Annotated in this window: 16 protein-coding genes; 7 read left to right on the top strand and 9 right to left on the bottom strand. The window is 62.2% G+C overall.

The window, feature by feature from the left end; genetic code table 11:
- Positions 1–161 precede the first annotated feature (161 nt).
- The 4 genes from BBD46_RS20565 (at position 162) to BBD46_RS20580 (ending at position 4240) form a co-directional block, all read left to right on the top strand.
- Positions 162–1148, top strand: coding sequence for a bile acid:sodium symporter family protein (locus BBD46_RS20565; RefSeq protein WP_071403516.1), 987 nt, complete (start codon positions 162–164; stop codon positions 1146–1148).
- Between the two features lie 105 nt (positions 1149–1253).
- The gene (locus BBD46_RS20570; protein ID WP_071403517.1) at positions 1254–2654 is read left to right on the top strand and encodes an FAD-binding oxidoreductase; all 1401 of its coding nucleotides are present in this window, start codon (positions 1254–1256) and stop codon (positions 2652–2654) included.
- A 324-nt stretch (positions 2655–2978) separates the two neighbouring features.
- Positions 2979–3272 carry a DUF7130 family rubredoxin-like protein gene (locus BBD46_RS20575; RefSeq protein ID WP_071403518.1) on the top strand — a complete coding sequence of 98 codons (294 nt, stop codon included), beginning with the start codon at positions 2979–2981 and terminating at the stop codon, positions 3270–3272.
- A gap of 35 nt (positions 3273–3307) precedes the next feature.
- Positions 3308–4240 (top strand): ketopantoate reductase family protein, encoded by a 933-nt coding sequence (locus BBD46_RS20580; RefSeq protein ID WP_071403519.1) that lies wholly within the window; start codon positions 3308–3310, stop codon positions 4238–4240.
- Positions 4241–4440: 200 nt separating this feature from the next.
- Here BBD46_RS20580 and BBD46_RS20585 read toward each other — a convergent pair whose 3' ends face one another.
- Positions 4441–4803 (bottom strand): NifU family protein, encoded by a 363-nt coding sequence (locus tag BBD46_RS20585; RefSeq protein ID WP_071403520.1) that lies wholly within the window; start codon positions 4801–4803, stop codon positions 4441–4443.
- A 100-nt stretch (positions 4804–4903) separates the two neighbouring features.
- Positions 4904–5248, bottom strand: a complete 345-nt coding sequence (locus BBD46_RS20590; protein ID WP_071403521.1) for a DUF5783 family protein — start codon at positions 5246–5248, stop codon at positions 4904–4906.
- Between the two features lie 206 nt (positions 5249–5454).
- Between BBD46_RS20590 and BBD46_RS20595 the strand changes: the two genes are divergently transcribed.
- Together BBD46_RS20595 and BBD46_RS20600 are read left to right on the top strand one after the other, a co-directional pair.
- Positions 5455–5844 (top strand): hypothetical protein, encoded by a 390-nt coding sequence (locus BBD46_RS20595; protein WP_071403522.1) that lies wholly within the window; start codon positions 5455–5457, stop codon positions 5842–5844.
- 892 nt (positions 5845–6736) lie between these two features.
- Entirely contained in the window at positions 6737–7495 is a 759-nt protein-coding gene (locus BBD46_RS20600; protein ID WP_071403523.1) for a PHP-associated domain-containing protein, read from the top strand.
- Positions 7496–7553: 58 nt separating this feature from the next.
- Here BBD46_RS20600 and BBD46_RS20605 read toward each other — a convergent pair whose 3' ends face one another.
- The 5 genes from BBD46_RS20605 to hemC all read right to left on the bottom strand — a co-directional run bounded on the left by BBD46_RS20605 (position 7554) and on the right by hemC (position 12364).
- The gene (locus BBD46_RS20605) at positions 7554–9101 is read right to left on the bottom strand and encodes a DHH family phosphoesterase (protein WP_071403524.1); all 1548 of its coding nucleotides are present in this window, start codon (positions 9099–9101) and stop codon (positions 7554–7556) included.
- Between the two features lie 239 nt (positions 9102–9340).
- The gene (locus BBD46_RS22850; RefSeq protein WP_171908257.1) at positions 9341–9514 is read right to left on the bottom strand and encodes a hypothetical protein; all 174 of its coding nucleotides are present in this window, start codon (positions 9512–9514) and stop codon (positions 9341–9343) included.
- Positions 9515–9688: 174 nt separating this feature from the next.
- Positions 9689–10417, bottom strand: a complete 729-nt coding sequence (locus BBD46_RS20610) for a uroporphyrinogen-III synthase (protein ID WP_071403525.1) — start codon at positions 10415–10417, stop codon at positions 9689–9691.
- Positions 10418–10420: 3 nt separating this feature from the next.
- Complete coding sequence (gene cobA, locus BBD46_RS20615) at positions 10421–11227, bottom strand: uroporphyrinogen-III C-methyltransferase (protein ID WP_071403526.1); 807 nt, start codon at positions 11225–11227, stop codon at positions 10421–10423.
- Complete coding sequence (gene hemC / locus BBD46_RS20620) at positions 11228–12364, bottom strand: hydroxymethylbilane synthase (protein WP_071403527.1); 1137 nt, start codon at positions 12362–12364, stop codon at positions 11228–11230. It lies immediately after the preceding gene.
- Positions 12365–12591: 227 nt separating this feature from the next.
- Here hemC and BBD46_RS20625 point away from each other — a divergent pair, with 227 nt between their 5' ends.
- Entirely contained in the window at positions 12592–12957 is a 366-nt protein-coding gene (locus BBD46_RS20625; RefSeq protein ID WP_071403528.1) for a group I truncated hemoglobin, read from the top strand.
- Between the two features lie 30 nt (positions 12958–12987).
- Here BBD46_RS20625 and BBD46_RS20630 read toward each other — a convergent pair whose 3' ends face one another.
- Together BBD46_RS20630 and hemL are read right to left on the bottom strand one after the other, a co-directional pair.
- Entirely contained in the window at positions 12988–13668 is a 681-nt protein-coding gene (locus BBD46_RS20630) for a hypothetical protein (protein WP_071403529.1), read from the bottom strand.
- Positions 13669–13739: 71 nt separating this feature from the next.
- Positions 13740–15014, bottom strand: a complete 1275-nt coding sequence (hemL, locus tag BBD46_RS20635; RefSeq protein ID WP_071403530.1) for a glutamate-1-semialdehyde 2,1-aminomutase — start codon at positions 15012–15014, stop codon at positions 13740–13742.
- Positions 15015–15099 lie beyond the last annotated feature (85 nt).

The following is a 15099-nucleotide window of genomic DNA, read 5'->3' on the forward strand; positions in this document are numbered from 1 at the left end:
TTCTCGTGGTGTGTTCTGTCGTTCCAGCCACCATTCTGATGACTCTTGTTCCCTAATATTGTCCTCTTTAGTACCTGGTTCTATGTTACCGAGGACAGCTCCAACCAACTACAACCTCGTCCGGTACTTATTTAGATGTTTGATTATGTTATACTCACACAATGACGACAATGGATGGCGTGAAGAAGGGCAGCCAACTCGTGACGAAGTTCTTCGTTCTCTGGGTGGTCATCGCGGCGGTGTTAGCATTTGCACAGCCGGAGAGCTTCGCCTGGCTCGGTGACTACATTTCCTACCTGTTAGCAGTCGTGATGCTGGGAATGGGAATGACGCTTACCATCGAAGACTTCAGACGGATTCTCGAGCGACCACGGGATGTTGTTCTCGGAGCGGTCGCCCAATGGGTTATTATGCCGCTTTCTGCGTACGCGCTGGTCGTTCTCCTCTCGCTTCCGGCAGAGATTGGCATAGGGCTCATTCTCCTCGGTGCAGCACCGGGTGGGACGGCATCGAACGTCTACACCTATCTCGGCAAGGGTGACGTGGCGCTCTCGGTGACGGTGACATCAGTGACGACGCTTGCGGCACCGATTGTGATGCCTGCCTGGATTATCCTCTTTGTCGGCGAGCAGATCGACGTCACTTTTGCTGAGATGTTTCAGGAGATCGTTCTCATCGTCGTGATTCCGGTCATTCTCGGACTCACGCTTCGCCGTGTTCTCGACCAACGCGCACCGCGGGCCGCGGAAGCGGGTTTGACGGTGTTCCCAGCGATCAGCGTGCTTGCAATCGTGACGATCGTTGCCGCCGTCATCGGTGGCACCGTCGACAATCTCCTCACAGCGAGCGGTGTTGTGATACTTGCCGTCCTGATCCACCACGCGATCGGTCTCGGGTCGGGGTACGGCACTGGCTATCTCACGAATATGTCTGATGCGCGCTCGCGTGCACTCTCGTTCGAGGTTGGGATGCAAAACAGCGCGCTGGCAGTCGCGATTGCCGCTGCGTTCTTCTCGCCGCTCGCGTCACTGGTTCCCGCTGTCGCGGTCGTGCTCCACCAGATTGCAGGCCCTGCAGTGGCGTCCTATTACGCCAGCCAAGACGACGAAACGCTCTACGAAGCGACGACGGACGCTATCGGCGACTGACGGTCAACTTCTGTTTCACCACTGGATAGTCCAACTCTAGTGTCACGCCGTTTCTCAAATTGTCCGCATCACCACGTTTAATGGTGTATATTCGAATTATTATGCATGTCAGAAAGTTTGGACCAGATCTGTGACGAACTGGATTCCGACCAGTATTCGTTCACTGATGCGGATCGATTCGAACGGTCCCACGACTGGGGGACCGACGAGGAAGACGGCGTCTATCCGGACGTCGTCATCTGGCCGGAAAGCACTGCGGACGTTTCGGCCGTTCTCGCAGCAGCAAACGACGCCGGAATTCCAGTTACGCCGTACGCGGCCGGGACGAGCCTCGAAGGAAACGCCGTTCCGATGCACGGCGGTATTAGCCTCGACCTGACGCGGATGGACGCGGTTCACGACATTCGGCCGGATGCGCTGCAGATCGATGTCGGTCCGGGTATCTACGGCGACGAGATCAACGCTGCACTCGAAAGTCACGGGCTACTTCTCCCGTCGCTTCCGTCCTCTGGGAAGATATCTACGATCGGTGGCATGATCGCAAACGATGCCTCCGGCATGAAGACGGTGAAGTACGGCGAAGTCGCAGATTGGCTGCTCGAAGCAGAGGCCGTACTCCCCTCTGGCGAGGTAATCACCGTCGGGAGCAAGGCAGCAAAGACCTCCTCGGGGTACAACGTTCTCGATCTCCTCGTCGGGAGCGAGGGGACCCTCGCGGTCGTCACGCGCCTCACGCTTCGCTTGACTGGCCGACCCGAACAGATCTGGGCTGGTCGCGCAACGTTTTCGAACCTGGACGACGCCGCTGACGCCGTGTTCGACGCGGTCCGCTCGGGTGTCGACGTGGCCAAGATCGAACTGATCGACTCACTCAGCGCAGAGATTGCAAACGCGCGACTCGATACCGATCTGCCCAACTCGCCGATGGTCTTCCTCGAGTTCCACGCGAATCAGCACATCGAAGCCGAGGTCGACTTCTGCCGGACAGTGTTCGACGCACACGATATCGACTCGTTCGAAATCGCCGAACAGGACGAGGAGATGGCGTCGCTCTGGGAAGCACGCCGCGAACTGGCCGACGCGGTCGAGCCGTACGACCCCACCCTCTCGCCGCTCACTCCCGGCGATGTCACCGTTCCGATCGACCGGTTGCCCGATATCGTCGACTACATCAAAACGCTGGGCGAGAAACAGGACATCATGATTCCCTGCTTCGGGCACGCGGGCGACGGTAACATCCACTATTTCGTGATGGTAGACCCAGACGATCCTGCGATGGTCTCGACTGGACAGGACGTGTCCAAGCAGATCGTGGCGCGCGCAGTCGAAATGGGGGGAACTGCGACCGGGGAACACGGCATCGGTATCGGAAAACGGGAGTACGTCCCGGCCGAACACGACGAGGCGCTGGTCGCCACGATGCGATCGATCAAGTCGACGTTTGATCCAAACGGGATTCTGAATCCGGGGAAGATTTTCCCCGATGAGTCGGACTCTCAGCCATAGCTGTTGACGCCACTGTTGCCGCTATTGAGCTCCACACACGAACACCGCTCGTCATCTCTGGTTCGTTCTGGCTTCTCTGTCTGCGTTCGGTGGCCTGATACGACTCGTTATCTCTGCCGCTTGATTCGGCTTCCTGTTGCCCCACCATGCCTCGCAGGACCTGTCGGTTGACCGTCCCGCTATCGTCTCCTGCACTAATTCGATATACCAGAATACAGTTCATTGACTGTATGGCCGCCTGTCTCAAAACGCCGCTACCGAACCGTTCACACTGTCTAGAGCTTCGTCTCGCCTTTATGCCGCTTCGAGGCGTGCCTTTGCTCTATGACGCCAGATCGACCCGACCTGGGTTTTGGAAGTGCGGTCTACACGAAAGACGGTGAAAAAGTGGGCCACATCCGCGGCTTCGACGAGGACGGCTTCTACGTGACGATTCGCGATGGGATGGAGGGGCTAAGCATCGAACACGTTCGGTCCGGCCACGAGTTCGGCGAGGCACACCTGATGTGGCGCTGTCTCGAGTGCGGTGAGATGGGCGACCTCGAGCAGGACCTGCCAGCGGCGTGTCCGTCCTGTGGGACGGAGCGAGAGAACCTCTATTATTGGACCGAAGACTAGCAGCTTTATCGCGCTGGCGTCCCGCCCTTCATACGATGGAGGTCGTGGTCTTCGGAGCCGGTAGTCTCGGCAGTCTCGTCGGCGGCGTACTCGCTCGAGTCGATGCGCACACGGTCACACTCGTCGCCCGCGAGCCACACGCGAGCGCGATCCGCGAATCCGGACTCCAGCTCGGTGGCGTGTTCGACGAGACGGTCACCCCCGACGCGACGACAGATGGCAGCAATCTCGCAGCCGACCTCGCGATCGTGACCGTCAAATCGTTCGACACCCCTGCTGCAGCCGACACGCTCGCAACCGGCGCGTTCGACGCTGTCCTCTCGCTGCAAAACGGGATGGGAAACGAGGAGACGCTCGCCGCTGCGATTGACGCGCCGGTTCTGGCGGGAACGGCGACCTATGGAGCACTTCTCGACGAGCCGGGTGTCGTCGACTGCACCGGACTCGGTGAAATCGTGCTCGGCTCGCTCGATGAGCGGGTAACCGGGAGTAGTGCCAACTCGAGTACTCAGGCGGCACACATCAGGGATGCCTTCGACCGAGCGGGTCTCGAGACGGTTATCGCGGAGGACATGCCACGACGGCTATGGACGAAACTCGCGATTAACGCGGGCATCAATCCGGTAACGGCGCTTACGGGAACGACGAACGAGGCTGTTGTGTCCGGTCCTGCAGCCGAACTGGCGAGGGACGCAGCCCGTGAGACGGCACGGGTTGCAGAGGCTGCGGGGATTTCGCTTCGAGAGCGGGATGCGGTTGCGGCGATGGACCGCGTCGCGACGGGAACGGCTGCGAACACGTCGTCGATGGCCCAGGACGTCGCTGCCGGTCGACGGACTGAGGTCGATTCGATAAACGGGTATGTGGTGGCGCGGGCGACAGCACTCGAGGTCGACGTCCCGACGAATCAGATGCTTACGGCCCTGATTCGGACGTGGGAACGAGGTTGTGGTGTGCGCACAACGTAACGGTTGTTGGCGGTAGTGGTATGGTAGTGATAGTGGTGGTTGGTGAGAAGCCATCACTTCGACTGCGTGGATAGCTGTAGAACAGTGTTCGTATCGTTTCCACCCGTCGCCAGCGGGCTGCACTTTCTGTCCGTCACGATCGGTAACTCGTTGCCCGTCTCGAATCGAACGGGCGAACTCACACCGAGGCCGACGGTGCGTTAGAACGGTGCTTCCGGTCCTTCGTCGGCTTCGCCGCCGTCGTCATCGACGGTCTCGCCGGGGAAGGAGGGGCTCGCGCCACCGCCCATGTCGCCACCGCCGTCCATGCCGGTGTGGGCGTTGACCTTCTCGATTTCGGGAATCTCCTTGACCATGCGGCTCTTGATCGCCTGAATCGTCATCGGGGAGATCCCACAGCCACTGCAGGCGCCACCGAGTGCAATGGTGACCTCACCGGTCTCGCGGTCGAGATCCTGAATCGCCGCGCTGCCGCCGTGCATCTGGATCTGCGGGAAGTTCCGTCGCAGGAAGTTTGCGACGCGGTCCTCGAGATCGTCTCCGCCCTGGGTTTCGGTACTCATATCTCGGCGTTAGGGACGAACCTCCCTAAACCTTCCGTCGTTTCCCGCTGGCGGGCACTGCTGTTCGGTGCTCTGCTCTTGTTCGGGCCGGTTTGGTGACTTAGGCCAGTCCGAACACGCGCTCGAGTTCAGTCTCGATCTCTCCGATGTGGATCTCGAGAACCTCCTCGAATCGGTCCCGGTCGACGACCACGCCGGTAAGCCGATCGTATGGGTTCTCGGGGAGTTCGATGCGGAACTCGCCGTCCGCGTCGTCCTCATCACCGACGTAGAATGGCTCGCTCTCGTTCAGTACCTGCTGGTCGATTGCGTGGACCAGTTCGGAGTCGTACTGGTCGTTCATCCGGTTGAACGCGTTCTTGTAGGCCTGCTGGAGTTCGGGGAAGTAGTTGGCGTACTTGTCCTCGAACGCCTCGGGATCGAACTCGGTATTCGTGTGTGCCATACTGGTGCTACGGACGAGCGCAGACAAAAGTCGGACGATCAGTCCCGCCACGCTGGATTCGGTGCCAGACGGTCACACAGAACGTCACTGATAGATCGTCACGCGAACTGGTGTTGCCTGCTCCTGCTGAAAGTAGGGGGACCCTACAGAGTAGGGTGCGCTTGCAAGCCGAACCGACACCTCTCCGAGTGGCGCTATCGACAACTATGCCCCCCGATCACCATCCCATTCCGTGGGAGCAACTCCCCCCGGAATGGGGACCCACTGAGCACGATGACGGCTGTTTCGCCTACCGACATCGCCGATCGCCAACCGTTCTCGTCGCCGATCGAACCCCCGCCGCAAACTCTCACCCCGGATTCGGTCTCTGTTGTTACTGGGAACTGCGTTGTCGCTACTCGCTCGGTGACCGTTCGCTCTCGGAAGCGATCGCTCGCGTCTCCACGCGCAGCGCCGCCGTCGAAGGACTACTCGAGTGCATGCATCGCGTTCACGACTCAGTCGAGCAGCCGGCGGACCCGATCGAGGTGGTGAACGTCCTTCGTGAGGTGTCCATGTCGGATATCGTCCCGGAGAGTCGGTCACGATCGAAGTAAGAGAGAAGCGTTGTCGTTCCTCGTTCGCTGACGAAGGTAAATTCTGTATAGCGCATACGGGTGTATCACTGCCGTGTGCGTGCACCTGCTCACTGTTCAGAACTGGTCTTTCAGCCAGAAACCTGTGTGTGATAACGGTGCTGTCCTCAAACAATGCGTAGTGCTGGACTTGAGCTGGGTGAGATACGTCGCCGCGCACTATTTGCGGAACAGGTGGTTCGACTGTACTGTACTCGCGTTCCCCACCATTCCTGCGTCCGAATTGGTCCTCCTCTCGCAAACAGATCAGTTTCGCGTTCGAAGCACACCGATTCGAGCGGTCTCGGTCGTCGTCACCACCTTCGCGGTATCGAGTGGTGTATGAAGTATTCTTCGCGCCTGAATCACGGGTAACTCCGCTGTGGTTGTGTGTCACTGCTAGTCAATCTTTCAGATCAGTTGTGGTTGAAACGCAAACTGACCAAAAACGGAGACTCCACTGCATACGACTTCGCCGCCACCCTCTCCCGGTCGAGTTCCTCAATTGTACAGACACGATTTCTTTCTCTGCCTGTTCCTGACTACACCGGTTCCAGACGTCATCCGTGCCGTTTCTGATCCAGCGTCGTGTGTGGGACTTGGGTCTTCTCCCTCGCCTCCGCTGCTACTCGAGTACCGTCGAACACAGCTGTCGGGTGATCCGTAGGGGCTGCTGACCGCTGTCTGTCGCTGCAGCGTCTACAGTCGACAGCACGGTGCCGTAGCGACCTGTTTTCTGTTCTCGTTCATCCACCACAGTCGCAGTCAATAAATCATATATTGCGATACGGAATTGGTCTTATCGCCTACCATGTACCAGCAGAGTGCTTATGCTGTTCTCGACGGTACAGGGGGTAGCTCCCGCTGGATCCCTATGACACCGCTCCCCTTTGCGATCGACTTTCACGTCCACTCGGAGGACTCCTACGACGGCCACGAACCGATCGAACTGATTCTCGAACACGCGGCGGATATCGACCTCGACGGCGTCGTCATTACGGATCACGACGAGATCGACGAATCGCTCCGTGCGGCGGAGTTAGCACCGGAGTACGGACTCATCGGCATTCCGGGTGTCGAGATATCGACGCGTCACGGCCACCTTCTCGCGGTTGGTGTTGAAGAGCGACCAGATCCCGGACAGCCGTTCATGGACACCGTTGAGACGGTTCGCGAACTCGGTGGAATCACGATCGTCCCGCATCCGTTCCAGCGTAGCCGTCACGGCGTTCGTAAGCGCCACATCGAGGATGCGGACGCAATCGAGACGTACAACTCGATGCTCTTTACCGGCTATCGCAATCGCCGGGCGCGGACGTTCGCCCGCCGTCGCGAGTATCCAGAGATCGGTGCGAGCGACGCACACTACCTCCCGAACGTCGGCAAGGCGTACACTGAGGTTCTCGTTACGCCGAAACCGGCCGACAGCACGCCTTCGAAGGCAGAGATCAGCGGCGACGACCTTGTCGACGCGATACTCGAGGGCCGAACACAGATCCGCGGGAAACGAACGCCGGTCCACAAGAGTACGGTTCAGTACGCCAAGGGTGCGGTCCGCAAGTCGGCCTACATGCTGACCTCGCGTGCGCCGCTCGTGCCGACGATGCCGGCGTCGATGAACCGGTCACGATAGCTGTTCGTCGACGATCACGAAAGCTGTTCCCGCTACTCGCGGTAGCTGTCGCCACCGTTCACGATAATTGCTCGCCGACGAGTTCGTCCGCGTGCTCGATAAAGTCCGCCTCGTTCCCTTTCGGGACGGTCGCACCGGCTGCAACGTCGTGTCCGCCGCCGTCGCCGCCGACGGCGCGTGAGGCCTGTCCCATCACGGTAGAGAGGTCAAGCCCGTTCCGAACCAGACTGTGCGTACCGCGAGCGGAGACTTTGACCTCCTGTTTTTGGTCGTCCGTCGGCTCCGGCTCCGGCTCCGCGCCCGCTCCTGCGTCATCGTCCGATTTGTTCGCGAACGCGATGATCGGCTTCGAGCGGCTGATTCCTTCGTTACCCATCGCCATGCCGGCCACGATGCCGACGATCGTCTCGCGGATGCGGTCTTCCGCGTGGAACCACTGGAGGTTGTCCGTGTGTGTTACGCCCTCTTCGGTCACGAGATCGATGCCGTTCGAGAGGTTGCGCCGGTGGTTCCGCAACAGGGTTCGGGCCTGCTCAAGTGCCGCTCCACGATCACCGAGACAGACCGCCAGGCCAACGTCGGCGCGCTCGTAGCGCGCGGTCGCGTTGAGCAGCGTCGAGAACTCGCTGGCGTCGCGCAGTTCGGTGCCGACAGGTTCGTCGCTCAGGACGTAGGCAGTGCCGACGAGTCGGTCTATCTTCCCCGCCGGTACCCCGCGGGAGACGGCCCGCTTGACGAGCGCGCTGGCGACGGTCTGTTTCTCATCGGCGGTTAGTTCCGCCCAGCGACGCCACTCGCCGGTGTCGTCGCCGTTGCCGTCGCCACCCCCGTCCGCCGGCCGGCGCAACTCGAGTGGCAACTCATCCAGAAACGAGAGCACCCCGCGTTCGCTGCCGGAGATGCCCGGGATACGCACGTCGGTGGCGTACTCGAGTAGCTTCGGGAGCGGGCGGGTCTGCTTGCCGTAGAGGGCGAGGTCGGTGCTGGGTTCGACGACGCCGGCGTCGACGCCCTCGGCGACGATTTGTTCGTTCGCGCCGTGGAGTTCGCCGTCGGAGTCTTGCATGTCGCCGACGGCACCGACGATGGCGAGGGCGGCGAGGTCGCGGTTGTCGGCGCGGGCTGCGGTTTCGCTGCCACCGTCGGAAATGACTGTCTCGTCCGAAACCTCGGCGAGCGCCCGAGCGAGAACGTAACTCGCACCAGCACCCGAAAGTTCGGACGCGCCGTTGATGCCGAACAGGAGCGGGTTGAGGTGGTAGGGCGTCTCCGCGTCGGCGGGCTGGTGGTGGTCCGCGATGACCGGCGTAAACGCGCCGTCCGCTTCGTGGACGCTGATCTCGTCGAGCTGGCCGCTCCCGAAGTCAGTAAAGAGGACGGTGTCGTACTCGGTCGCCGCAATAGCCTCGATAGCCGCCGCGTCGAGCTGTTTTTCGAAAACGGTCTCGAACGGAATCCCCGCGCGTTCGAGCGCCTGGCTCGCGATGGCGGCGCTCGTCAGTCCGTCGGCGTCGATGTGAGAGGCGAGCAATACGCGCTCTGCCTCACAGAGTTTTCGTGCGCACTCGAGTGCGCGGTCCTCGAGTTCGGGGATTGGGCCAGCCATCGCGGTATCGTTGGATCGGCTTCCCGAATAAAGGTGCGGATCAGGCACAGGTGGTGAGTGACGGAGGCTGGTCGGGCGTTCGTACCGATGTGTGCCTCTCGTCGATGATGTAGAATTCCTCCCGAGACGCGTGCGATCTACGGACTCCGACGTTAGAGAGGGGGAGGAGCGTCCCGTATCTCAGGGTGTGTTGTCTGATAGGAACGGCACCCTATTACCACGACACCGGATCCCCATAATCAGTCGAGGCTAATATAGCCGAGAAGTGTCGCGATTGTTATAACAATTCCAGCGATAATCATCCCGAACGAAAATGCTGGCGGTTCTATACCGCTCAGATGCGAGTCGATCATCAATAAGCCACCGACCAGTGATATGTGCATTCCAACAACGCTGATGTGTGTTTTCCCCATGGGAGATACCAATTAAAAACAACCTAAAACTTTGCCATTAGCCGTTGATGATACGGCTTCGGTATTCAAACTGAGGTGTCACACTCACGGCGAGTACGAAAACAATTCCTGCAGCGATCATCAGAACTGCTCCCAACGGGTCGCTGATCACAGATACTGTGTGGCTCGCAACCGTTAGGAGAGTACGTCGACTGTCTCTCGGGCCAGCGCGTCGAACGTCGCTTCGCTCGCGACGAGGTCGACGTCGATGCCGAACTCGGCGGCGGTTTCCCGGGTCGGCTCGCCGATGACGCCGACAGTCGCGTCTTCGAGTCCCGCCAGCGCGTCCGCCCGAACGTCGCGCTCGGCGGCGGCTTCGAGGAAGTGTTCGACGGTTAGCGACGAGGTGAAGCAGGCCGCGTCGAGGTCGCCTGCGGCGGCGCGCTCGGCTGACTCGCCGCTCCCCTCGGGTCTGACGAGTCGGTAGAGCACCGTCTCGTGGACGTACGCGCCGGCAGCCTCGAATCCGTCGAGCAGGACGGGACTGCCGTGGTCGCTGCGGGCGACTTCGACCCGCGCGCTGTCGAGGTCCGACTCGAGTTCGGCGACGAGGCCGCTCGAGGTGTACTCGTCGGGCACGATGTCGACCTCGTAGCCCGCGGCACGGATCGCGTCGGCGGTTTTCGGGCCGATGGCGCAGACGGTCGCCTCGCCGGGCTCCCAGTCCGTCTCCGCGACGAGTTCGACGCCCGTCTTGCTCGTGAGGACGACGTAGTCCGCGTCCGTGCGCGGGATGGCGTCCGTTGGATCGACGGCCAGCATCGGATCCGGAACTGCCGTTGCACCAAGCGAGTCGAGCAGTTCGACCGCGTCCGCGAGGCGTTCGTCGTCGGGGCGGAAGACGGCGACGGAGAGGTCGCGCATGGGTTAGATCTCCTCCTCGCGCTCTTTGGTCGCTTCGTTTGCTTCGTTTGTTTCGTTCGCCAGGAACTCGAGTACCCCCTCGCGCGTCCCGGCAACGTCACCGATCACGGTGACCGCGGGCGGCGAAATGTCGTGCTCGTCGCGCACGTCGACGATGGACTCGAGTGTCCCCGTCGCGACTTTCTGGCCGGGCCAGGTGCCGCGCTCGATGAGCGCGACCGGCGTTTCGGGGTTCATCCCGGCCTCACGCAGGGCTTGCGTGTAGTCCGGGAGTCGTCCGACGCCCATCAGGACGACGATGGTGCCGCCGGTGGCGGCGAGGGCGTCCCAGTTGACAGCGGATTCGTCCTTCGTCGGGTCCTCGTGCCCGGTGACGAACGAGACAGAGGAGGCGTGGTCTCGGTGGGTGACCGGAATCCCGGCTACCGCGGGGGCGGCGATGGCGGAGGTGACGGCGGGGACGACCTCGAACGGGACCTCGTGATCCGCCAGATACTCTGCCTCCTCGCCGCCACGGCCGAAGACGAACGAGTCGCCGCCCTTCAGTCGGACGACGCTCTTGCCCTCGCGGGCGAGTTCGACCAGCCGCTCGTTAATTGCCGACTGGGGCGTGCGCTCGCCGCCGGCGCGCTTGCCGACGTCCTCGCGTCGGTCCTCGGGCAACTGGTCGATGATCTCCGGCCCCGGCAGCTTGTCGTGGAGCACAACGTCGGCGGACTCGAGTAGCCGCGTCGCTTTGACGGTGAGCAGGTCGGGGTCGCCGGGACCGCTGCCGACGAGGTAAACGGTGCCCGGCTCGGGAGCGCTCATCTATTTCCCCTCCGGCTGGTCCTCCTGGCTCGGCTCGGACTCGCTTTCGGTTTCCTTGCGCGCGTTTTCGATCAGTTCCGCAGCGCCGCGGTCGGCGAGGTCCTGTGCGAACTCGCGGGCGGCTGTCGCGTGGTTCTCGACCGGAAGGTCCCGCGTCGCCGTGATCGACTCCTCGCCGTCGCGGTCGAAGACGCTGACCGCCGTGTGGACGTACTCGCCCTGGATGATAGCGTAGATGCCGATTGGGGCGATACAGCCGCCGCCGAGTTCGGCCAGTACGGTGCGCTCGACGGTGGTCTCGACGCGACTACGCGGGTGGTCGATCGCGGACTGGATCTCCGTGGCGGTCTCGCCGTCCGTTGCGGTGACGGCGAGCGCGCCCTGTCCCGGTGCGGGGACGAACGTTCCGGTGGGGAGTTCCTGCGCGTCGACGTAGTGCTCGAGGCCGCTGCGCTCCAGTCCGGCCTGTGCGAGGACGATGGCGTCGTACTCCGTTTCGACCTCGCGGCCGAGCGCCTGCTTTTCGAGTTCCGAGAGGCCGTCGAACCACTCGTCGACGGTCTGGTCGAATTCGGGCTCGAAGTCCTCATTTCCGGTTTCCCCCTTCCGTTCCTTATCTGCCTCGCTGCGCTCCTCGTGTTCGACCTGCAGCGACGGCGCGAGGAGCTTCTCGAGTCGGGTGTCGACGTTCCCGCGCAGCGGCTCGACGGTGAGGTCGGGTCGCTCGGAGAGGAGCTGTGCACGCCGGCGGAGACTCGAGGTGCCGACGGTCGCTTCCTGTGGAAGCTCCTCCAGCGTCGCGCCGTCGGGCGTGATCAGGTAGTCACCGGGGCGGCCACGTTCCGGTACGGCCGCGGTGACGAGGTCGTCGGGCTGTTCGGTCGGCATGTCCTTCATCGAGTGAATTGCGCCGTCGAGGTCGCCCTCGAGTACGCGTTCGTCGAGTTCCCGGACGAAGGCACCTGTCTTGCCGAGCCGATGGATGAGTTCGTCTCGGATCTGGTCGCCTGTGGTCTCGACGGTGACGAGTTCGACCTCGTACCGGTGGTTCTCCAGGGCCTCCTTGACGAGTGTGGCCTGCCGCCGGGCGAGAGTGGATCCCCGTGTCGCCAGTCGCAACGTCCCACGCGTTCTCATAGAAGGTAGTCCTCGCCTGAGGTATGAAAAGCGCACGCTTGTCGCCCGACTCGCTTGGTACTCGAGTTCGATTCGATCGGTGGGCCCATTCAGCCTGCCCACCGACGGTACGGACAGTTGGATCACCCACCACTGTGAACGGGTGCGTGTATGAGGCATTTTGACACACTTTTCGACCAACATATTCGGGATGTGGTTTATTCGTTGTACGTGAGAAGCCGTACACGATGACAGACACCCTGTACGACCGACTCGGCGGCGAGGACGCGATCGGTGCCGTCGTCGACGAGTTCTACGACCGCGTCGTGGCCGACGAGCAGGTCGCACACTTCTTCGAGGACGTGGATATGCAGAAACAGCGCGCCCACCAGACCCAGTTCATCAGTTCGGTCGCGGGCGGGCCAGTTGACTACACGGGCGGCGAGATGGAAGCCGTTCACGACGGGATGGGGATCGACCACGACGAGTTCGACGCGATCGCGACCCACCTCAACGACGCGCTACTCGAGTTCGATGTCGGTGACGACGACCGCGAGGCGGTTCTCGAGGCGATCGAGTGCTATCGGGAGCCGATCGTCGTCGCGGCGGATTGATCCTGCAATCGTCGTTCGGTTTCCGCCGGCTCACTCGCCGTCAAGACCGATCTCTCGTCGTCGTTTTCGCAAGTAGTACCCCGCGACGAGTGGCTGTAACGGCGCGACCGAGAGGCTCAGGAACGCAAGTCCCAGATAGATGCCGGGATTCGGTCGCCACGAGTTCGATTCGGTACAGACGTAGGCTGCATCCTGATGGATCGCCACCGGAAACGCACCGACGGCGATCGCACCTGCGAGCCCGATCGCACCGGCGACGACGCCCGGAATCGCGAGCAGGAACGCCACGATCGCGGCGACGAGGCCACCAACTGTTGTCGCCAGCGTGGCCGCGATCACGAGCCACCACCCCGACCAGCCCGCTGGCGTCCCAAAGCGCCTGTGTCGCCGGGCGAGGTAGACGACGCCCGCCACCGGTGCCCAGAGGAGTGCAAAGAGCCCGTTGAGCCACGGGTGTGGCCGCCAGTTGCCACTCGCCTTCGGCTGCTCGCGAACCCGTTTCGCGTCCAACACGAGCGCCATCGCGAGTGCCAGTGTCAACACCGTATAGCCGAACGTCCCGACGAGGAAGAGTCCGAAGTCGAGTCCCGGGACGGGGTACTCGAGTTCCTGGAGCACGCCGACGATCCCGACACCGATGATCGGTGGAAAGAGATAGAGGAGGCGCTCGACGACCCGTGCCCAGTCGAGTCCGTCTACGATCGGCGACACCTGCGAGAGCGAACGATGTCCGGCCTCATAACAGTTCGTCGTCGCGGCTGATTTTGTGGGGGTTGGACAGCTTACAGCGCGTGCTTGTACGCCTCGAGCGTCTCTTCGACATCAGCCTCGGTGTGGCCGTAGCTGACGAACTGGCACTCGAACTGGTTCTGTGAGAGGAAGACCTCTTGTTCTTTCATCTGGCCCCAGAAGACACGCCGCCAGCGGTCGGTTTCGGCGTTCTTCACGTCGCCCGCGTTTTTGGGTGCCTCGCCGTCGCGCGTGAAGATCACCTTGAACATACTGTCGGTGCCGGCGACGGTGTACTCGGGGGCCTGCTCGGCGACGATGTCGGTGAGTCCCGACCGTAGCTGGTCGCCAAGCGCGTTGACGTGGTCGTAGACGTTGTTCGCCGCGGCGAACTGGAGCGTCTCGAGTCCGGCCGCCATCGTGACGGGGTGGCCGGAGAAGGTGCCGGCCTGGAAGACGGGGCCGGAGGGTGCCAGTTGCTCCATAATCTCTGCGCGACCGCCGAGTGCGCCGACGGGGAAGCCGCCGCCGATGATCTTGCCAAACGTTGTCAGGTCGGGCGTCACGCCGAACTCGCTCTGGGCGCAGCCGAGCCCGCCGACGCGGAAGCCGGTGATCACTTCGTCGAAGATGAGCAAGGAGCCGTGTTCGTCGGTGATCTCGCGCAGGAAGTCGTGGTAGCCGTCGTCGGGATCGACGATACCGTAGTTGGCGAGGATCGGTTCGGTCATGACGGCGGCGATGTCGTCGCCGTGTTTCTCGAACGCCTCGCGGACGGCGTCCTCGTCGTTGAACGGCACCGGAATCGTGTGCTCGGCGAACGACTGCGGGACGCCGGCGGAGGAAGGTGCGACGCTTTCGGCGTCGCCTTCGACCAGCGTTGACTCCTGGGCCCCGTGGTAGCCGCCCTGGTTGACGACGATTTTGTTTCGCCCGGTGTAGCCGCGCGCGAGTCGGACGGCCGAGGTCGTCGCCTCGGTGCCGGAGTTGACGAACCGGATCTTCTCGACGCTCGGGACGTGGCGCACGACGAATTCGGCGAGGTCGACCTCGATTTCGGTCGGCGTGCCGTACATCGGTCCCTCGCTCGCCTTCTGCTGGATGCCGGCCTGGACGGATTCGGGGAGGTTGTGCCCGAGCAGCAGCGGGCCCAGGCCCATCACCCAGTCGATGTAGCGGTTGCCGTCGGCGTCGATGACGTGGCCGCGGTCGCCCTTCTGGACGAAGAACGGGTAGGGCTCGATCGCGGCGCGGACGGCGGAGTTTACGCCGCCGGGCATCACCGAGAGCGCTCGATCGTACAGCGCGCGCGAGTTGTCGTCGTTCATGCGCGAGCCTAGGGAACGGGACGGCAAAGTAGTACCGAGGTTCGGCTGCGATCTGTCCGATGGGAGTCTGCGTCTGCCGAGCCCA

The sequence above is a fragment of the Natrialba sp. SSL1 genome, assembly GCF_001861355.1.
Classification (GTDB): Archaea; Halobacteriota; Halobacteria; order Halobacteriales; family Natrialbaceae; genus Natrialba.